The sequence below is a fragment of the Geobacillus sp. C56-T3 genome, assembly GCF_000092445.1.
Lineage (GTDB): Bacteria > Bacillota > Bacilli > Bacillales > Anoxybacillaceae > Geobacillus > Geobacillus thermoleovorans.
On sequence record NC_014206.1, the window covers coordinates 384,454 to 405,052 of the forward strand.

The 20,599-nt window shown below is 51.7% G+C and carries 15 protein-coding genes and 1 pseudogene; 8 read left to right on the forward strand and 8 right to left on the reverse strand.

Annotation, left to right across the window (positions count from 1 at the left end; translation table 11 throughout):
* Nucleotide 1 precedes the first annotated feature (1 nt).
* From GC56T3_RS02100 to GC56T3_RS02125, 5 genes are all read left to right on the forward strand, one after another.
* On the forward strand, nucleotides 2-1,198 hold the full coding sequence (locus GC56T3_RS02100; protein WP_013144182.1) for a TIGR02678 family protein: 1,197 nt from the start codon (nucleotides 2-4) through the stop codon (nucleotides 1,196-1,198).
* The gene (locus tag GC56T3_RS02105; protein ID WP_013144183.1) at nucleotides 1,158-5,279 is read left to right on the forward strand and encodes a TIGR02680 family protein; all 4,122 of its coding nucleotides are present in this window, start codon (nucleotides 1,158-1,160) and stop codon (nucleotides 5,277-5,279) included. Before GC56T3_RS02100 ends, GC56T3_RS02105 begins: the two co-directional genes overlap by 41 nt.
* A complete protein-coding gene (locus tag GC56T3_RS02110) occupies nucleotides 5,276-6,496 on the forward strand; it encodes a TIGR02679 family protein (protein WP_013144184.1) in 1,221 nt (406 codons plus the stop codon). Before GC56T3_RS02105 ends, GC56T3_RS02110 begins: the two co-directional genes overlap by 4 nt.
* Before the next feature lie 144 nt (nucleotides 6,497-6,640).
* The gene (locus GC56T3_RS02115; RefSeq protein ID WP_013144185.1) at nucleotides 6,641-7,555 is read left to right on the forward strand and encodes an Rpn family recombination-promoting nuclease/putative transposase; all 915 of its coding nucleotides are present in this window, start codon (nucleotides 6,641-6,643) and stop codon (nucleotides 7,553-7,555) included.
* 524 nt (nucleotides 7,556-8,079) lie between these two features.
* Nucleotides 8,080-9,126 (forward strand): P1 family peptidase, encoded by a 1,047-nt coding sequence (locus GC56T3_RS02125; RefSeq protein ID WP_041468665.1) that lies wholly within the window; start codon nucleotides 8,080-8,082, stop codon nucleotides 9,124-9,126.
* 59 nt (nucleotides 9,127-9,185) lie between these two features.
* On the opposite strand, the gene GC56T3_RS02130 is transcribed toward GC56T3_RS02125, so the two are convergent.
* The 3 genes from GC56T3_RS02130 to GC56T3_RS20260 form a co-directional block, all read right to left on the reverse strand.
* A complete protein-coding gene (locus GC56T3_RS02130; protein WP_013144187.1) occupies nucleotides 9,186-10,418 on the reverse strand; it encodes an MFS transporter in 1,233 nt (410 codons plus the stop codon).
* A 245-nt stretch (nucleotides 10,419-10,663) separates the two neighbouring features.
* Nucleotides 10,664-11,317 (reverse strand): PspA/IM30 family protein, encoded by a 654-nt coding sequence (locus tag GC56T3_RS02135; RefSeq protein WP_013144188.1) that lies wholly within the window; start codon nucleotides 11,315-11,317, stop codon nucleotides 10,664-10,666.
* A complete protein-coding gene (locus GC56T3_RS20260) occupies nucleotides 11,277-11,819 on the reverse strand; it encodes a hypothetical protein (RefSeq protein ID WP_041468174.1) in 543 nt (180 codons plus the stop codon). Before GC56T3_RS20260 ends, GC56T3_RS02135 begins: the two co-directional genes overlap by 41 nt.
* A gap of 160 nt (nucleotides 11,820-11,979) precedes the next feature.
* On the opposite strand from GC56T3_RS20260, the gene GC56T3_RS02145 reads away from it, so the two are divergent.
* Entirely contained in the window at nucleotides 11,980-12,363 is a 384-nt protein-coding gene (locus tag GC56T3_RS02145; RefSeq protein ID WP_013144190.1) for a hypothetical protein, read from the forward strand.
* Between the two features lie 97 nt (nucleotides 12,364-12,460).
* Here GC56T3_RS02145 and GC56T3_RS02150 read toward each other — a convergent pair whose 3' ends face one another.
* A complete protein-coding gene (locus GC56T3_RS02150; RefSeq protein WP_013144191.1) occupies nucleotides 12,461-13,162 on the reverse strand; it encodes a hypothetical protein in 702 nt (233 codons plus the stop codon).
* Between the two features lie 355 nt (nucleotides 13,163-13,517).
* Here GC56T3_RS02150 and GC56T3_RS02160 point away from each other — a divergent pair, with 355 nt between their 5' ends.
* Nucleotides 13,518-13,928 (forward strand): hypothetical protein, encoded by a 411-nt coding sequence (locus GC56T3_RS02160; RefSeq protein WP_013144192.1) that lies wholly within the window; start codon nucleotides 13,518-13,520, stop codon nucleotides 13,926-13,928.
* Between the two features lie 720 nt (nucleotides 13,929-14,648).
* Here GC56T3_RS02160 and GC56T3_RS02165 read toward each other — a convergent pair.
* The 4 genes from GC56T3_RS02165 to GC56T3_RS02180 form a co-directional block, all read right to left on the reverse strand.
* A complete protein-coding gene (locus GC56T3_RS02165) occupies nucleotides 14,649-16,958 on the reverse strand; it encodes a YhgE/Pip domain-containing protein (protein ID WP_013144193.1) in 2,310 nt (769 codons plus the stop codon).
* A 77-nt stretch (nucleotides 16,959-17,035) separates the two neighbouring features.
* Entirely contained in the window at nucleotides 17,036-17,605 is a 570-nt protein-coding gene (locus tag GC56T3_RS02170; protein WP_013144194.1) for a TetR/AcrR family transcriptional regulator, read from the reverse strand.
* A gap of 358 nt (nucleotides 17,606-17,963) precedes the next feature.
* Nucleotides 17,964-19,337, reverse strand: a complete 1,374-nt coding sequence (locus GC56T3_RS02175; protein WP_013144195.1) for a cell wall metabolism sensor histidine kinase WalK — start codon at nucleotides 19,335-19,337, stop codon at nucleotides 17,964-17,966.
* Nucleotides 19,318-19,989: a response regulator transcription factor gene (locus tag GC56T3_RS02180; protein ID WP_013144196.1), complete on the reverse strand. Its 672-nt coding sequence runs from the start codon at nucleotides 19,987-19,989 to the stop codon at nucleotides 19,318-19,320. The genes GC56T3_RS02175 and GC56T3_RS02180 overlap by 20 nt, the downstream gene beginning before the upstream one ends.
* A gap of 166 nt (nucleotides 19,990-20,155) precedes the next feature.
* Here GC56T3_RS02180 and GC56T3_RS02185 point away from each other — a divergent pair.
* A pseudogene (locus tag GC56T3_RS02185) lies at nucleotides 20,156-20,593 on the forward strand (PepSY domain-containing protein); the annotation flags it as partial.
* Nucleotides 20,594-20,599: the final 6 nt, after the last annotated feature.

A 20,599-nucleotide genomic window follows, 5' to 3' on the forward strand; every position in this document is an offset into this window, starting at 1 on the left:
GATGGAAACGGCGTTTGACGACAAGGCGAAAGAAGCGCTCGCCGCGCTGTTTGAGCAGTTTTGGATCATTCGCGACAAAGAGCCGGATTTGTACCAGCTCGTCCGTGAGCGCGAACATGTGTTGAAACGGTATGTGGAGGAGAAGTTTGGCTATCGGCTCATCGTTCACCGCTATTTTGCCAAGCTCGAGAAAATTCCCGCCGAACCGGAGCCGTGGATGGGAATCGAGTCGTTTCAAGAGCCGCTTGACTATGCGTTGTTTTGTTGTTTGATGGCGTATTTGGAAGGAAAAGCGGTGGAAGAAAAGTTTTTGCTTTCTGACGTATGTGAAGAAATCCGCGCCATGTACCCGGGGGATCTACCGGTCGATTGGACGAACTACTCGCATCGGCGCGCGCTCATCCGCGTGTTGAAAACGGCGGAACAAATCGGACTCGTCCGCCGGATGGATGGGGAGATTGAGGCGTTCGCCCAGCATGTGGAGGAAGAGGCGCTGTACGAAGTGCCGGTGTTGGCCCGTTATTTTATGCGCACGTATCCGAAAGATTTGTTGCAATATGAATCGATCGACGAATTGCTCGCCGAGGAGTGGAAAGCATCACCGCAAGATTATCGGCGCCATCGCCTGTATCGAAAGCTGTTTTTATCCCCGGCGGTGCATCGGACGGAAGGGGACGAGCAAGATTTTTACTACTTGCGCAACTTCCGCCATCGGCTGCGTGATGATATCGAAGCGCATACGCCGTTTCGGTATGAATTGTACAAAAATGCCGCCATGTTGACGCTTCCCGAACGGCAGGCGCCGTACACCGTATTTCCTGATCAGAAAGGAACGTCGGAGATCATCCTTCATTTTGCCGCCTTGGTGCGCGAGCGGCTTAGGGAATATCCGCCGGATGAATACGGCCGCATACGATTGACGCCTGAACAATTTTCCGCCTGGCTTGCCGATTGCCGGCGCCGCTATGGGGCGGGATGGGGGAAAACGTACCGCGACATGTCGGCTGCCGAGCTTGTCCGCGAAATGCTTGCGGCGCTCAACGAATGGCGCATGGCCGATGTGGAGCACGACACCGGAATGATCGTCCTTTACCCGCTACTCGGGCGGCTTTGCGGGCGGTATCCGGATGATTTTGACGCGAAAGAGGGGGAAGAACATGGCGAATCCATGGGTTCTTCATCGCGCCGGATTGATTAATTTTTGGTATTACGATGAGCAATATTTTCATTTCGCTGACGGCAAGCTGCTTTTGCGGGGAAGCAACGGGGCGGGCAAGTCGGTGACGATGCAAAGCTTGATCCCGGTGCTTTTAGACGGCAAGAAGACGCCCGATCGCCTCGATCCGTTCGGCTCACGGGCGCGGCGCATGGAAGACTACTTGCTTGGGGAAAAAGATGTCGTCAATCGCGATGAGCGGACCGGATATTTGTTTTTAGAATATAAACGGAAAGAATCCGACCAATACGTCACAACAGGCATCGGCCTGCGCGCGAAGCGGCAAAAAAGCCTCGACTTTTGGGGGTTTGTCCTCTTTGACAACCGCCGCATCGGCTATGACCTTCAGTTGTATAAACAAGAAAAAACAGGTGAAAAAATCCCGCTGACGAAACGCGAGCTCGCCGCATTGCTCGGCGCGGGCGGGACGGTCGTGGAGACGCAAAAAGAGTATATGGAGCTCGTGAATAAACATGTGTTTCGCTTTGAATCGCTCGAGGCGTTTCAAGAATTGATCGAACTGCTCATTCAACTGCGCAGCCCGAAGCTGTCCAAAGACTTTAAGCCGACGGTGATTTATGAAATTTTGGAAAGTTCGCTGCCTCCGTTGACCGATGACGAGCTCCGCCATTTATCCGAAACGATCGAAAACATGGACCAAGCCAAGCAGCAGCTTGAGCAGCTCGAACGCGACGAACGGGCGTTGAAGCGTCTTTGCGATCAGTACCGCCTTTACAACGAATATATGATCGCCGAAAAGGCGGCAGAATACGTAAAAGCGGTCAAACAAGCGGAACAGCTCGCTGCTGAACAACACCGCCTTCACGATGAAGAAGAGCAGGCGCGAAAGACGCTCGGTGAGCTTGATGAGTCCATCATCCGCCTCCGCCGCGAAGAAGACGTGTTGCGTTCACGCGAAATCGACTTGGCTGGCCACGAAGTGTTCCAGCAAGCGGAGAAGTATGAACAGTTGAAAGCTGAGAGGGAGCGTCTGCAGGAGCGGCGGGAGCGGCACGAGCAGACGATCGCGGAAAAAGAACGGCTTGAGCGGCAGCATCGCCGCCGCCTCGATGAATCGGAAGCGCGGTTGAATGACCTTGAACGGAAGCTTGAAGACGAGTTGGCGCAACTGCGAGCGGATGCGGAAGAAGGAGCCTTTTCTTTACATGAAACGAACGAAGACGATTTTCACCGCCATCGCCAAAAGCAACAAGAGTTTTCGTTTGCCGCTTGGAAACAGGAAGCTGACCGCCATATCGAGCGGCTCGAGGAGTTGGCGCGCCTTTGGCGCAGGCATGACGATGTGAAACGACGCTATGAAGAAGCGAGCAACGAAGCGAGCGAACGGCGGCGGGAAATGGAGGAATGGCGTCATCAGCAACGGAAATGGGAAGAGCTGTTCGAGCAGGAGAAAGAGCGGTTTGAACAAGCCGTGCTTGCCTGGGTCGAGCAGGGAGGAATCGACGTTTCCGAAACGGACATTCAGGCGTTTTTGCAACAAATGGGCTCCCTCTATGAGCAGTATTCGCTCGATGATCTGAAGCGCCCGTTCGTTCAAGCGTATTACGATGCCGTCGGTAAGAAAAAGGATGAGAAATGGCGGCTCGAACATGACATCCGTCTGTTGGAAGAGAAACAGGCAGAACGTGAGGCCGAACTGCGTCAATGGCGGGAACAACGCGACCCTGAACCCGAACGGGATGAACAAACGACAGCCGCCCGCTTGGCATTGGAACAGGAAGGGATTCCGTTTGTCCCGTTTTATGCCGCGGTCGAATTTGTCGACGATGTGCCTGACGATGTGCGAGAGCGAATCGAATCGGCGCTTTCGCACGCTGGGCTGCTTGACGCCCTCATTGCGGCTCGCGATGTCGACGTCGACTGCGACCGTGTGCTCATCCCGAAACCGGTTCATATGGCGCATACGTTGGCCGATTATTTGCGACCAGATGCGGATGCCCCTGTGTCGGCGGAGCGGATTGACGAAGTGCTCCGAAGCATCGTGATCACCGATGCGGAACAAGAAGGCGGCATGACGATCGACGAAACAGGACGCTATTCGCTCGGCCTTGTCCGCGGCCATGCGCCGCGGAGAGCGCGGGCGATGTTCATCGGCCGTGCGGCGCGGGAACGGTGGCGGCTTGAGAACATCGCGGCGCTGGAAGCCGAGATCGCCGCTTTGGGACAAGAGATCGACCGTCTAAGCGGTGAGCATCAGGCGGTGGAAGCAGCCATCCGAGCGCTCGCCGACTGGTTTGTGTCCTTCCCATCGGACCGCGATGTGCGCACCGCGTTTGAGGAAGGGCAAGAAGCCCGCCGCCAAGCCGAAAGCAAAGAACGGGAATGGAAGCGGCAAGAAGAAAAAGCCGCCCTCTTGGCGCGTGAATGGAAACAAATCAAACAACAGCTCCATGACGAGTCGGCCGAGCTTGATTTGGCCTTTACCTTGGACGGCTGCGAACAAGCCCAGCTCGCCATGAAATCGTACGTCCGCCATTTGCACGAACTCGAAGTGCTTTACCGCGAAACGCGCCATACCGAGGCCATGATCGCCCAACAGCGCGAGCGGCTCGCGGCGCTGGAAACGGAGATCGACGAAGCGAAAGGCGAACGAAATCGGCTTCGTGATGACGAAGAGCGGATCTCCTTGGAGATCGCTGAGATGGAACGGACGCTCGCCCAAATGGGAGCGGATGACATTCGCGCGGAAATCGCCCGCATCCAAGAACGATTGGCGTTTTTGCGCCAAGAAATTCCGCGCCTTGTCAACGAACGGGCGCGGACGGAACAGCGCCTCATGCGCTTAGTCGAAGAGCGGGAAAAAGGAGCGCAGCGGGAAGCGTTCGCCTGCCAGCTGGCCGCCATGTGGGAGCGGTCGTTTGCCGATGAAGCGGCGCTTGGGCTCGTGGATCTTGATCGTTCACGTTCCCTTTTGGAGCAGGCCAAAGAAGCGAAACAACGGTATGAAGCAGTGTTAAAAGAGACGCGTTCCTCGCTTTTGGCGCGGCTGAACACCGTCTTCTTCCAAGAGTCGTCCAACTTGACCGAATACCGGGCGACGTTCGAGCGGCTGGCGGAACAAAAGGAGCCCGAATGGATCGCCGCCGCCCCAGACGACGAGATGGCGATGAAAGCGGCCGATTGGCGGGAGAAACAAGAACGGCACGTCATTTATCTCGACTACAAAGGCGAGCGCGCCACGCCGTTTGCCGTGCTCGCCGAGGTGGAGCGCGACATCGCCTTGCAGCACGAGTATATGAAGGAGCAAGACCGCGAGCTGTATGAGGACGTCATTTTAAAATCAGTCGGCCGCATTTTGCGCAGCCGCATCCAGCGCGCCGAGCGGTGGGTGAGCGATATGAACAAACTGATGGGCGGCCTCGACACGTCATCAGGGCTCGTGCTGTCCATTCAATGGAAGCCGAAAACGGCGGAGACGGAAGCGGAGCTTGACACGAAAGAGTTGGTCCGTCTGTTGCGGATCGATTCGCGGCTGCTTAGAGAGGAAGATTTGCAGCGGGTGACGAACCATTTCCGCTCGAAAATCGCCCGCGCTCGCGAACTGCTTGAGGAGCGCGGCCAAGGCAACACGCTCCATCAAATCATTAAAGAAGTGCTCGACTATCGGAAATGGTTTGCGTTCACTCTTTACTACGAAAAAGCGAACGAGCCAAAGCGCGAGCTGACGAACCACCGTTTTTACCAATTCAGCGGCGGGGAAAAGGCCATGGCGATGTACATCCCGCTCTTTGCCGCGGCGTACTCGCGCTACCAAGAAGCGGGAGATGACGCGCCGTACATCATCTCGCTCGATGAAGCGTTCGCCGGTGTTGACGAAAACAACATCCGCAACATGTTCGGTCTTGTCGAACAACTCGGCTTTAACTACATTATGAACTCGCAAGCGCTTTGGGGCGACTACGATACGGTGTCCGCCCTGTCCATTTGCGAACTCGTCCGCCCGCGCAATGCGTCGTTTGTCACCGTCATTCATTATCGTTGGAACGGGCGCATCAAACAGCTTGTCATCGATGACAAGGAATGGGAGTTGATGGAAACATGAGCGCGGTCAAGGAAGCGGCCGCCTTTTTCCGCTCCGAACCGGGGTTTCATCGCCTGTTTATAGAGATGAAGCGCAAGTACGAGTCGCTCGGCCGCGTTGGCGGCGTCGTTTCTTTAGCGGCGTTCAGCGAGGAAGAGCGCGCGGCCGTCGCCGCCTTTTTCGGCAAAGACGTCTCCCGCGTCTCCCTCTCCGACTTTGAAAAACAGCTCGAACAGACAAGGTTTGCGGGTGTTGGACTCGTCGAACTGCTCGAACATTATTTCGGCGTCCCGCTTATGTCGAACAAAGAACGGCGCCAGGCAGAGGCGGAAGAGCGGGAGCGTTTTTTCGCGCGCCTTGCAGAGGAACATCATTGGTTCGCGGCAGTCCGCGGCCAACGCTTCGTCCAAGGCGCATATGAAACCGACCGCGACGGTCTTGAGGCCGCCGTCCGCCTGATCAGCGCCGCCCTCTGCCGCCTCCCGCTCTCTTCGTACATGCGCCTCCCGCTCTTTGCCCAGCAAGTGGCCAGCGACCCGCACGCGTTCGATTTATCCACTCTTCCAGGGAGATTGTTGTTGTCCGCCTTGCAAGCGACGACTCCAGGCCAGTGGGATGTGACGTCCGTAGAGAGTGTCAATGAACTGTTGCAGTCCGTCGGCCTGCTCCGCGAAGATATTTTGAACTTTGTCACATGCGCCAACATTCTCGCCGAAACCGAGGGCGGCCCGCATCCCGTCTTCTCTGCCGCCTCGGAGACGAACACGGCGCTGAACATGCCGCTTAGGGATGTGTTGTCACTTGTCAGTGTCCGCCCCGCCCGCGGCGGGACGGTGTACATTGTGGAAAACGCCGGTGTTTTTTCGACATTGCTTGACACCCGCGCCCCGCTTGTCAGCACGAACGGGCAAATGAATTTGGCGACGATGAAGCTGCTCGATTTGCTCGCGGCCTCTGGCGCCAAGTTGTATTATTCCGGCGACTTCGACCCGGAAGGATTGGCTATGGCAGAGCGGCTGCTTGAACGGTATGGACAGTCCGTCACACTTTGGCGATTTTCCTTGGACGATTATGCGGCCGCCAACCCTGTCGTCGACCTTCCTTCCGAGCGCCTCGCCAAGCTCGCATCCGTAACGTCGGCGCCGCTGCAGCCGCTGAAAGAGGAGATGAAGCGAAAGAAAAAAGCCGGGTATCAAGAGGCGATCATTGGGAGGTTGACAGAGGATATCAATGGGTAGTCCATCCACGAGCTAGAGGAAGGACAAGGGAAGGAGCCCGGAGCGATCGGGTCTCCTTCCCCAAAAAATGAAATTGATGAGAAGGAATTACGCCGCGGAGAGCGAATATCATATCGTGAATGCTATGTCGCAAGGAGGGGAAACGTGGCCAAACAGCGAATCGATCACGACCGGTTGTTCAAAGAGCTGCTGTCGACGTTTTTCGAAGAGTTTTTGCTTCTTTTCTTTCCCAACGTGTACGAGCACATCGACGTGCACCGCCTTTCTTTCCTCTCAGAAGAACTGTTTACCGACGTGACGGCCGGAGAGAAGCACCGTGTCGACTTGTTGGTCGAAACAAAGGTAAAAGGGGAAGACGGGCTCGTCATCGTTCACGTCGAACATCAAAGCTACGCACAGCGGACCTTCCCCGAGCGAATGTTCCTCTACTTCAGCCGCTTGTTTCAAAAATACCGCCGCCGCATTGTCCCGATCGCCATCTTCAGCTATGATGAACACCACGATGAACCTTCCTCATTGATCGTCCAGTTTCCGTTTTTGAAGGTTCTCGATTTTCGCTTTTTGACGGTGGAGCTGCGCAAACAGCCGTGGCGTCAGTATATTCATCAAGACAATCCCGTCGCCGCCGCTTTGTTAAGCAAAATGGGGTATAATGAAGAAGAAAAGGTCGAAGTGAAAAAGGAGTTTTTGCGCATGCTCGTCCGCCTCGAGTTGGATGAAGCGAAACAGCGGCTGTTGTTCGGTTTTTTTGAAACGTATTTGCGGTTGTCCGAAGAGGAGGAAGCGAAACTGCGAAACGAGGTGAGCCAAATGGAGACGAAGGAAGCGAAACAAGTGATGGAGCTCATCATCTCGTATGAACAGCGGGGAATGGAAAAGGGAATCCAACAAGGAATGGAACAGGGATTAAAGCAAGGGATGAAGCAAGGGCGTCAAAAAGGGATTGAGGAAGGGAAGCTCGACGTGGTGAAGAGAATGCTGGCAAAAGGATATGATGTCGACACGATCCACGAACTGACCGGGCTGCCGGTTGAGAAGATTGAAAGGGTGAAGGGGTAAGGCGGCTCTTCGCCGTCGAGCCTCACATTGTCGTCGACCCCCAATCGTGCAAAAACCCCGGGGATCGACGACAATGTCTTTTTGCGTCAAAATCCTACAGCCAACACGTCTGAACAATATTGACAGAATTTTTTGAACTTTATATTCTGGAAACAGCCTAAAGAAAAAGTCTTGATTTTATGCGCATTGTTTTGGGGTTTTTATCGTACCTATGAGGGATTGAAACTACCACAGTGATAATCTTAGGAGAACTAATTCTTGTGATGCAAGCTTTTATCGCACCCATTAACAGCTTGACAATCTTTTCCTCCTTGTTGGTTGTCTTCATTATCAAACATAAAGATGGTCTGCCCTTTTCCATTGACATCCTCGTCATACGGAAAGGTGTTTCTTCTCCTTCTTTCTTTTTTCTTTCTCGCGGCAGCTTTGTTCGATGCGGTATACTTGATAGAAGGAGCAACATTTGTTTGATTCCGAATGGACGTTTTGTTTTTCTTGCGCAAAGGGAAGGAAGGGGAAAGATGATGCGCCGCAAGCTTCGCGATCTCGGTTTTTCCATCGGCACGCTTCCGACAGGGGAGCGCAATCAAATCACCGATGTGCCTGGGGTGCGGGTCGGTCATGTGACGATTCGGGAAGATATGGATGAGCGGACGGTGATCCGCACTGGGGTGACGGCGGTGTTGCCGCATGGGGGCAATTGGTTTTTGGAGAAGGTGCCCGCGGCTTGTTTTGTGCTGAATGGTTTTGGGAAAACGGTCGGGTTGGTGCAGGTCGAGGAACTTGGGTTGATCGAATCGCCGATTATGCTGACGAATACGTTCAGTGTCGGGGAAGTTTGGCAAGGGACGCTTGAGCATATGCTTGCGATGACGCCAGAGATCGGAGATACGACTGGGTCGGTCAACATTGTCGTCGGGGAATGCAATGACAGCTATTTGAATACGGCGCGGGTGATGGCGGTGACGAAGGAGGATGCGAAACAGGCGATTGCCACGGCGCGCGTCGATATGGAAGAAGGGGCGGTCGGCGCAGGAACGGGGATGATGTGCTTTGGCTGGAAAGGGGGCATTGGCAGCTCGTCGCGGATCGCGGGCGGGATGTATACAGTCGGGGCGCTGGCGGTGAGCAACTTTGGACGGCGCGAGGAGTTGCGATTGGTGCCGTATGTGCCGCCGTCATTTGATGAACGGGATGTGCCGCCTGGGTCGATTATGATGATTGTGGCGACTGACGCGCCGCTTGATGCGCGGCAGTTGAAGCGGCTGGCGAAGCGGGCGGCGGTGGGGCTGGCGCGGACGGGAAGCCATGTCCATCATGGGAGCGGCGATATTGTCATTGCGTTTTCCAATGCTTATATGATTCCGCATTTCGCTGATTCTTCTCACCAACCGTTGCCTCCGCTCGTCCGCGACGATGCGCCGCTCATGAATGAGCTGTTCCAGGCGGCGATCGAGGCGGTCGAAGAAGCGATTTGGAATTCGCTCACGATGGCGGAGGCGACGACCGGGCGGAACGGGCGGGTTGGGGAGGCGATTCCGTATTCGTTGCTTCAACGGATGGGGAGATGATAGAAAACGGCCTGAAAGGGATTCCTCTCAGGCCGTTTTTTATGGCCTTGGCCGCGCTGTCAGTGCCGGATGTGAAGGCGATGCGCCCAGGCAGCGATTTTTTCTTTCATTTCTTCGCGCCATGCACGGTCATGCGTCGCATACCCAACCAATGCGCCGGTGGCGATCAGAAACAATCCGGACAAGGCAAAAATCGAGGAAATCGAAAAGAACCCTGCGATCGCGCCGGCGGCGGTCGGGCCGGTCAAGTTGCCGAGGAAGCGGGAGCTTGCCGTGACGCCGAACACGCGGCCTTGAATGCGGCGTGGGCATTGCGCGTTGATGAGAGCTTGAATAGACGGCCATACGCCGCCGACAACAAGCCCTTGCAAGAAGCGCCAGACGTACAATTCATAAAGATGGTCCGTCCATACTTGCGGCAAGGCGAACAGGCCGGAGAGCAGAAGCAACATCGGCAGTGTTTTCTCCTGCCCGATCCGGTCGCCGAGCTTGCCTAAATACGGCGCGCCGATGATCGTGGCGATTCCGGTGATCGAGGAGGCGAGCCCTGATAGAAATGCGAGATTGCGAGAATCGCCGACGAGCGACTGGACGAAAATCGTCATCATCGAGTTGACGCCAAGAACGGCGATTTGCACGAGAAAGGTGGCGACAAACAAGATGACGAGCGGCCGATGGGCGAATACTTCTTTGAAACTGGCATGGCGCTCTTGCGTCTGCGGCGCGACGGGGTCTTTGTCGAGCCAAAAGACGACAGGAAGCAATGTCGCCAAAATGCAAAACCCGGTCACGAGAAACACCGGGCGGAAGCCGAACCAATCGGATAAGGCGCCGCCGATGAGCGGCCCGATGATGTTGCCGGCGATGCTTCCCGTCTGCAGCGTCCCGAGCGCCTCGCCGCTATGGTCTTTTGGCACGACGCGCGCCAAGTACGAAAACGAGACGGTGATGAATCCCGAGAAAAAGCCGACCAAAAAGCGAAGAACAAGCAGCGCCATCGGCGAATGGGCGAACGCCATGCAGCTGGTGATCAGCCCCATGCCAATCCCTGCGCGGATGAGGTTGGCGCGCTGGCCGTACTTGTCGGCGAACATGCCCCAAATCGGCGCCATGATGGCCGCCGACAAAAACGTCGCCGAAAAGACAAGACCGGTCCAGACGCTCAACGAATGGTGCTCGGTGACGCCCATTTCCCACAACAGCAGCGACAAAAACGGAATGACCATCGTCATTCCCGCCGACACCATGAAATTGCACAGCCAAAGGATGCGGACGTTTCGTTTCCAGTTCAAGGAAGGTCATCTCCTGTATTCTTTCGTCTCTCTAATTAATTTTAGCACGATGGAAAAACAAAGGAAACGATTTTGCTTATCAATGGGGCAAGACCATGACAGTAAGGCATCGTGCAGGCTGGTCACGGGCTGCATGCGCTTTTGGCCGCTGTCTGCCCAAGAGGGCGAAAAGGTGCGCAAACAAACGAATCCCCCTTGCCTGCCCGGCAAGGGGGTGATCTATGTCAAAAGGGGGGAGGGGGAAATTAGGCGTTATGCGCTTGGGCGTCTTTCCATTTCGCCAGTTCACGTTCGACTTCTTCGTCAAACGGCAAAGGGGACAACACGGCGTTCGTTCCGAATCGGGCGGCTGCCGCTTCGGCTTCTAACGCGATGACGCGCTCTTCCATGCGGGCGAATCCGCGCAGCGCCTCGTCGGCGGAAAAGGAGGCGAGCGCCGAGTCGATTTGCTTCAACGCTTGCGCGGCGTTAACGCGGGTAGCGAGCTCCAGCTGCTTAGCTGCGAGCTCGTCGTACCGCTCGCGCAGTTGGTTTAGACGGTTGGCGACTTCCGCCGTTTTCGCTTTGATGGCGTCGTATTGTTGTTTGTACGCCTCCAGCTTTTTCTCATACAACAGCTTGTCGCGCAAGGCGAGTTTGGCGACGGCTTCTTCGTTGCGCTCGAGCGCCAGTTTCGCTTGGCGGCTCCGTTTTTCAATCGTCGCCTCCGCTTGGGCGATGAGCGTCTCATAGCGCCGCTCGGCGACCCATTGCTGGGCGAGCGCCTGGCGCCCTCGTTCGAGCTGCTTTTCAAGTTCACGCAAATATTGTTTCGTCATGGCGACGGGGTCTTCCCAGCGGTCGATTTGTTCGTTCACTTCAGCGAGAACGATCGTCTTCATTCGGCGAAAAATACCCATTTGATTGATCCTCCTTTTGAATTGATTTTTCCCATTCATCGAGCCAATCGGTGGAAACCGAAGGCGCCGCTGGCATCAACGCCTCAACAGCGGACGGTTTGCGCGCTTGACGCCGCCCCGAGGCGTACACCGCGGCCAGTGCAAGCAAAATCAACACCCATTTCGGCAGGAGCGCCGCAATCCCTACAGCGACGAGCACCCAGCCGATCCAGCGCTTCGACCGCGCCGCAGCGAGCCATATCGCCCCCGCGCCCACGAGCAAGAGAGGGATGAGCCACATCAGCAAGCCCGCCATCATCCATCCTCCCCGCGGTCCCATTCCGAACTCTGGACGATGATGGCCAAAGCCGCCATGCATGCCGTCAAACATAGCGCCCGGACGCCCGTGCGCCATCACTTCATGCGGTGTGAGAACGTGAAACAGACTGACCCCAGCAAGGGCAACAAGGGAGAGCAGAAAAACTGCCCGAGCTTTCTTCGATCTCGTCACCTCCTTTTCCATGGTGGACTGGCTTACGGTTTGTATTGTAGAAGGGGAAGGAGAAAATTAGGTGAAAAGCGAATATTTTTTGAAGGGGTTTTGAGCATATCCTCCATTAGGGGGATCCGCTGCAAGATAGACGGTGATTTTCTCATGACATGGTGGGGGAGGAAGGAAAGACGTGGTTCGGTCGTATGGGTTTGATGTGGTCGGCGCTTTGTTGGTATGGTTGTTTTCCTTTTTGTTTTCTACGTTTAACGTGGGGTACTATGCGTACGGCTCGTTTCTCTGGTTCGCCATCGGCTCGTTGATCGTCGGCTTGGCGAGAATTCGATGGCATCCGCAGGCGCGGTTCGGCGGTACTCTGATCGGTTCGTTCCTCATCATCGCGGTGTCTGTCCTCATCATCCGCCTGTTTCCGATCGAAATCCGCGATGTCGGAGACTTGGTCATGCCCTATGTCAATGCCATCGTGAATGCGTTGATTTATTTTATGATTACTAACGCCCTCCACTTGTTGCATTGCCTAACACAGGGCAACGCTTCGTTTTGGAAAAAACGCTGAAGCGGCTTATGCAGCTATGATGATTAAAAGGCGCCCCCGTCTGCCTGGAGCGCCTTTTGCTTTCAAGAGGAAGGCAAGCGTGTTGCCCCCCGCCCCCCTAATAAAGTGAATACACGAACCCTAAGTTGATCGGTTTTCTATAATAAATATCTGACCCTGATGAATAGCCGTACGTGAACCCAGCCTCTTTAAGAGCCGAAATGGAAAATGATCCTGTTATACTATAGCTAGTCTTCACTTCAATTGTAGCACTTCCTGATGTCTGCACTTTTGTAGTAGGAAAGGATCCAGTCATTGAAACTGTGTTGGCTACGTCACGAGTCAAATACCAACTTCCTCCACTAGCTTCAGACCACCAGGTGTTCAATACTTTATTAATTTGACGAAACGAATCATATGAATAGATGTAAAGTTGGGTGCTCAATCTAGAAACGGCTGGACCGTCATTTCGTTCGCGATAGACAGTCGAAATCGAATATGTTCCAGATGCATTTGCAACCGATGCATCATTCATTCCAACTGTTTTTGTTGCAACTTGTTCTAGGGGCTGTATAATTTCACCGTATGTTTCTAAAATCTTTCCCGATTTTTTATCGACTAGGCTAATTTTAGTGGAATTCTGATCCTCCGTTCGCACCAAATTTACTTGTGATTTGTCATAATGAATGTCCACAAATACGTTTTTGAGCTTCACTTTGTTCTGAATGAACTGCTCAGCCCCTACACGGGAAGTTGGTGAAAAAAGGGCTATAACCAACAAGAAAACGGACGATAGGAAGCAAAAAGAAAATCTTCTCATAAACCAATCCTCCCTAAATCCAATATTTTATTATTATTATAAACAATAACATTTTTTTGTAAATAAACATTTTTCTGTTATTGTGCTATGATATAATCACAAGACTATTTGCAAGAAAGGCAGGGAAGATGTTGAATAGGGTAATAGAATCTGAGAAGGCGGGTGATGAAACAGAACATAAGGTTCAACCATAGTGCTTATCAAACTGAGAAACTTTATAACGCCTGTCTTACCGTTCAAGAACCATCGGTTAAGGAAAACATATGATTCCTCACCCAGTCTTTCATACAAAAGAATACGAAGAATGTTTGATTTTTTGGCAATGTCAACTTTGTACATGTGAGGTGAATTCCCTATGAAAAAACTTTATAGTTTGCTGTCTATTCTTCTTTTATGCGTATGCGGAGCAGTGATTTTCTTTCAAACATCAGCAAAAACAGATTTCAATCGAAAGGAGGTAGAAGTCATTCGAGTAACAAGCAGAATGGAGGACTTTTCTAGCATTTATGAAATTCGAGACAAAAGAAAAGTAAATAGAATAATCGAAATTATGAAATTTGTAGAATGGTCAAAAACAGCCAAAGTCGATGAAGGTCAACCCGACTATCGTTTTTGGCTCGAACATCCAAAAACGAAGGACAGGCTATTCAATTACAACATTTGGTTTAAGAAGAATAACACAATGATCTTCGATAAAAAAACAGGAAAATATGGGGTCGTTCCTTCAAAATATGAAACAGAATTGAAAAGTTTGCTCAATGAGTAGGCAATGCTTAACAAAGTAGATTATTTGAACGCCAGCTCACATTTCGCACCCTAACAAGGTCAAAACAAAGGATTTTTTATCTCGCTTTTCAGAATAACGTTTTGGCCAACACGACTAGCGATGGCAATCTTTTTTTTACCATCGTTAGTCGTTCCGTATCATGTTATACGTAGATGCTCTCATCCATGTCCATATCCGTCAAGTTCAGCGTTAAAAATCGCTCTATCCATACATAGTGTTTGTGCCCATGGGATGAAGAAAAGAATATTTCTCATTTTAGGCATAGGACTGACTCAAAAGGAAGTCTGTCTTCAGAATAGGCACAAAATATAGTGATTAAGAATCGGTCGGTGCGTATATATAGAAACGAAAGAGGGTGTCTCGATCCTTTTGGGACACCCTCATTTTTATCAATAGAAAAAATCCTTTCTAACAAAGAGTATTCGCTAGAAAGGATGCCATGTTTTTAACGATGCACAAAGGCTCGAATTCTTAACTTGATAGGTGTGGGGAGGCCCAGTTTTTTTGACTAGAGCACTTATTATATTTTCAAATAATAACTACGATAGACCTCTTTGATTTGCACATCCATGAGAGAAAAACTCCTTCACTTTTCTTTGTGCATCAACGATTCATTTGATATCAGAGCGAAAAAAATCTTCCCTATTTTCGTTGGAAGGGTGCGAAATGTAAGGTGAAAAATAAAGCTTCTGAAGCATATTATGCCTCAGAAGCTTGTTCGACGGCCGTTGCAAATTGCCGGCGATGTTGCATCGTAAAATATGCCATCGTTCCAACCATCATGGCGACGATAAACAGTAGTAACTTACCGATGTTTTCCCACATAAATGAGAAATCGCCGCTTGAGATGACCGCTTTGAATCCGAAAACAGAATAGGTCATTGGGAGCCATGCGTTAAAATGCTGCAACGAACGCGGAATTAACTCGAGTGGGAACGTTCCGGCGCTTGTTGTTAATTGCAAAATTAATACGACAATCCCAATAAACCGTCCCGGATCCCCGAAGGTTGTGACGAGAAATTGAATGACAGATAAAAAAGTAATGCTTGTGACGACGCTAAACAAGATAAAGAATGGAACACTTTTCACTTGTAAGTCAAGTCCGTAAAGCAATACGCTATCGGCCAGGAGCGCTTGCAAAATACCAACACCAATGAGTACACCAAATTTAGCGAAAAACCAATGAAATGGCGAACGTGGAACCCCCGCTGGTTCGCGAAGCGGGAAGACAATCGAAAGTAAAAGCGCCCCAACAAACAATCCTAACGACAAGAAATATGGTGTAAATCCTGTTCCGTAGTTTGGCACTTCATTCACTTTTTCATTTTTTACTTTCACCGGTTCTGCAAACATGTCGTATACGTCTTCATTTGCTTTTACGTCGCTTGCTTTTTTGGCTCCTTCTTTTAACTTATCCGCTAGTTCTTCCGAGCCGTCTGTCAGTCGATTCATACCATCTTGCAAATCCCTTGTTCCACTCGTTAATTCATTCATTCCGCTTGCTAGTTGCTGCGAACCATCCGCCAATTGATGGGCGCCGTCTTGCAGCCGATCAGCTCCTTGAGCAAGCACTTGCAGACCAGAGGTCAGTGTTTGGCCGCCATTCGCGAGTTTGTCAGCTCCTTGTTCCGCTTCTTTCATTTTTTCGTGTAACGTATTCATGCCTGCGACAAGTTTTTCTTGGCCGTTCGCAAGTGCATTTGCGCCATTTACAAGCTGTTGTTGCCCAGAAAGCAATTTGTTTACTCCTTGATCGAGGGCAATATGCCCTTCATGTAGCTGTTTGGCCCCTCCGCTTAACGATGCTGCTCCTGATTGTAATGCTTTGGTTCCATCGTTTAACTGAGCAATGCCATTTTCGATTTGTTTGCTTCCTAATGATAATTTTACAACATTTTCTTTTAGCTGCTCATACACCGCCTTTTGTGTCGGATCGGGGGTTTGAGCAATGAGTGCATCAAGCTGTGCCGTTAGCCGTTCAAGTCCGCCTGTCACTTGAGTCGCCCCTGTTTGAACTTGAGTCGCTCCTTGTTGCCATTGTGCAAGTGATGATGCTAGCTTTTCGGCCCCCACGCTTAGTTGTTCCGAACCTTGCAAAAGTTGCGGCATGCGGGCATCGAGTGCTTGCATTCCTTCATATACACGTTTTGCACCTAAAGCAAGATTCGCGGTGCCCTCTTGCGCCTGTTTTGCTCCGTCAAGCAGCTGCCCTTGTCCGTCCACCATGTGTTTTATCCCATTGTCAAGCATTTGAACACCTGTTTGAACTTGCGCGGAACCATTGGCTGCTTGATGCAATCCGTCAGTAAAGGCAATGGATTTTTCGGCAAGTGTCGCCAAATGATGATGCAAATCTTTGGATCCATCCTGCGCTTTTTTCATTCCATCATACAGTTTGTTTGTTCCATTTTTTGCCTCGCTGAGACCATCATGTAATTGTTTGGCCCCATCGCTCGCTTTTGTTAACCCATCTGCTAATGTTTGAATGTTTTCAAACATATTTTCTGCGTACGTTTCCGTTAACGTTTTGGCTACTTCTGTTTTGATTTTTTCAACCGCTGTTCCGCCAATTTGAGCGGATAAAAAGTTAAACCCTTCATTGGGTTTGTAAATAAGTTGAAGTTTTTTCGGGTGATCGTCTTGTAACGTTGTTGCATTTTGCGAAAAATCTTCAGGGATTTGAATGAGCATATAGTACTTTTGTTCTTTTAATCCTTTTTCCCCTTCACGTTCGTTTACAAAATGCCAGTCAAACTGTTTTTTTTCTTTTAACTTTTCAACAAGATCATCGCCAAGATGAAACTCTTTCCCCTCAAACGTTGTCCCCTTGTCTTTGTTTACCACGGCGACAGGAAGTTCGTCCAAATGATCGTATGGATCCCAAAACGCCCATAAAAACATGCCGCTGTATAGAAGTGGAATAAATAATACAGCCATAATCGGAATAAGCACTTTCCGATTGGATGTGACTGCTTTCAACTCTTGCATCCATAATTGAAATGCGTGCACATGCTTAACCTCCTTTTGTAAAAAATATTGACCAATTTGTCCATTTAGTCATTTTTTCATCAAAAAGAGAAGGACCATCATGGTGACAATCCTTTTAACAAATATAAATCAAACAGCTCGGCAATCTTTTGTTGAGACAATGGTTCGTACTCTTTTCCCCAATCAATGTTTAAAGCAATGTACATTTTAAACATTAAAAACGCCATTAACTTCGAATCGCAAGAACGAACTTGACCTTTTGCCATCGCCTCTTCAATTTTCTCACGAATGTAAGCGATCATTTCGCGATCAAGCCGCTTCATCACGTCCCGTACAGCTGGCGTGCCAATATCACGAACTTCCTGTAAAAGTTTTATTGTCAGTTCATGCTCTTTGCGAAACGTAAAGATACGCTGCAAGGCTCGTTGTACGTTTTCATTAAACGATAAGCGATGATCGATCGCCGCATCCGCCTCGCGCTTAATTTCGAAAATAACGGAAGAAACAATATCCTCAAGCAGCTCTTCTTTGCTTTTGAAAAACGTATAAATGGTTCCTTTCCCGACTTTCGCCATCTTCGCCACTTGATCCATTGTCGTCGCCTTATAACCAAAAAGTGAAAACGACTTGGTTGCTGCATCAATAATTTGTTTCTTTTTATCTGACATGGGCGTTCATCCTTTGTTTTTGACTAAATGGACATTTTGGTCATTTCGTTTTACATCTTAACATAAACAACATATGCTTGCAACAAGTAGAAATGATCAATTCATCTTTAAGGTATGGTAAAATATAAAATTCAACCGTTCATCTGGTCATGATGAGCAAAAGGTGTCCCGATCCGTTTGGGACACCTTTTGACTTAGAGGAAAGCATGAACGCTTTGTCGTGAGAAGGACGGTGATTGAATAGAAAACGCGGCACAAAAATGCGGGTTCTCAAATAGAGAAAGTTTGCGAACCTTAACCTTTGCATTCCCTCGAAGACCGTTGCATGTTAGGGAAACGATGGTTTTTCACCTACCTTTTAGACAGGCAAACGGACAAGAAATTCCGACCCTTGCCCGAGTTGGCTTTGGACGTGGATCTTGCCGCCGTGAGCCTCGACGATCCACTTGGCGATCGACAGCCCGAGGCCGTGGCCGCCTTGTTGGCGCGAGCGCGCTTTGTCGACGCGGTAAAAGCGGTCGAAAATGCGGCCGATGTCTTCCGGCGGGATGCCGATGCCGGTGTCTTTGACGGAAAGGAACACGTGCTTTGGCTCGGTGCGGATCGACAGCGTCACCTCGCCGCCTTCGGGGGTGTATTTGATCGCGTTGTCGAGCAAAATGTACAACAGCTGCGTCAATTTGTCCGGGTCAGCGGTGACGAGCGCTTGCTCGGGAGCGTGAAAATGCATCGTAATCTGTTTTTTCGCCGCCAGTTCCGACATGAGCTGGAACGTGCGCTCGGCGTGCGGGCGGAAATCGAACGTTTGTTTTGAAAGCTCCAGCGCGGCGTGTTTCGCATCCGCGCGGGCGAGCGTCAACAAGTCGTTCATCAGTTTCGTGATTCGCTTCAATTCGTCACGCAGGCGGTCGAGCAGGCGGCGGGCAAAGTCGTTTTTCATCACATCCTCCTCAAGCGAAAGCGCCTCGACGGACGAGAAGACGACGCTGAGCGGCGTCCGCAGCTCATGAGAGGCGTCGGCGACGAACTGGCGCTGCCGCTCGTACGCCTCTTCAATCGGTGCGAGCGCGCGCTTGGACATAAAGAAGCTGAGCGCCACGCCGACGGCAAGAAACAAAACGGCCAAGCCGATGAGCACAATGAGCAGCCAATGGAACACGCCGAAAAACGACGTGACGTCCATGCCGATATACAGCATGCCCACGAAATCGCCGTGGATGACGAGCGGACGGGCGGCGGCGAGCACGCGCCAGTCGCGGGCCGCTTCGCGCGCGAGGCCGGGCATATGTTCCGGCAAAGAGACGCTCATGTAGACGGGAGCGCGCTCATTTGCCTTGAGATGGGACAAGGCGTTTAAAAAATACGGACGCAGGCGCGGGTGGACTTCATCCCCGGCGAGCAGGCCCCCGTCCGGGCTGATGACGTAAAAAAAGAGTTGGTCTTCGCTTAACAAAATGACATTTTCATCATCAAACAAGTCGAAATTGCTTTGCTTGAGCAGCACTTGTTCGATCGTATTCGCCTCTTGCTCGGCGAGGCGGCTGATGCGCCGCTCTTGGTCAGAGGTAGCGATCCAGTAAAACAAGGCCGCGGCGATCATGATAAACAAGGCGAGAAACAAGGTGAAAATGCCGCTATAGAGCGCCGTCAGCCGCCAATGGGCGCGGCGGAACAAGTCGGCGCTTCCTAAGCGGCGCAGCCAGTCGCGCCATTCATTCCATCGATTTATCAATTTTATATCCCACCCCGCGCACCGTTTGGATGACATCGTCTTTCAACTTTTTGCGCAATAGCTTGATTGTCGCGTCGATCGTTTTCATCGACACATCCGCATCCCAGCCCCAGACGCGGTCCAAAATCGTCTCGCGCGGCACGACTTGGCCTTGGTTTTGCACGAGCAAATCGAGAAGCTGAAACTCGCGTGGAGTGAGGAAAATCTCTTCATCGCCGCGATGGAGCGTATGGCTTGTCCGGTTTAAGGTGAAGCCGTGAAACGCCACTTTTTCCTCTTGAAGCGGGACGAACGTGCGCCGGGCGAGCGCCTTGAGCCGCGCGACGAGCTCGTCGATTTCAAACGGCTTGACCAAATAGTCATCCGCCCCGGCTTCAAGCCCGGTGACGCGGTCTTGCACAGCGTCTTTCGCCGTCAACATCAAAATCGCGCCTGTGTAGCCGTTTTGCCTCAACCGTCGACAAATGTCCACCCCATCGCCGTTTGGAAGCATCCAATCGAGCACGACGACATCGTAAAACTCCGCCATGGCGTAATCGTACGCATCTTCCCCTTCCTGCACCCAATCGATATGGTCGATGCCTTTCTTTTTCAATAAGTGAACGATCAGCTCCCCTAGGTGAAGATCGTCCTCGGCCAGCAAAATTTTCATCGCCATTCCTCCCGTTCTGTCTCTCTTCCTTCTTATCATATCAAATCGTTCGTGAAAAAACGGTGAAAACGCAGCCGATTCGCCGCGCAGAAGGCCGTTCTCTCAAAAAGAATTTTCACCATTTTTTCACCTTCCTTGGCTATCATGATGGACGAAGAGGAAAAGGAGGAAAACGGCGATGAGGAAAATGAGGAATTTGCATCTTTGGATTGGGCTGATCAGTTCGATCTTTTTGCTTGTTGAGGCGGTGACGGGGCTCCTTCTATCCGAGCCGTGGCTCATTGGCCAGGCGGAGCGCGGCGAGATGCACCGCGCCGCGCAGGAAGGAATGAACGCGTTCGGGGCGGGGCAGACGTCGGGAGCGGGGGCATCTACGGCCCCGATGGCACCGCGCGCCGAGGGAGGCGGATCGTCGCTCATGATGTTCGTCCGCCAGCTGCACGAAGGGAGAATCGGTTCGCTTGACATCCGCTGGGCGGTTGATGTCGCGGCGGTGGCGATGATCATTTTGACCGCGACGGGGATTTTCCTGTCGATCCGCACGCTCGCAGCGGGACGGAGGCGGAAGCAGAAGCGGATGACGCCAGCGCCGGAGACAACATAACGTATG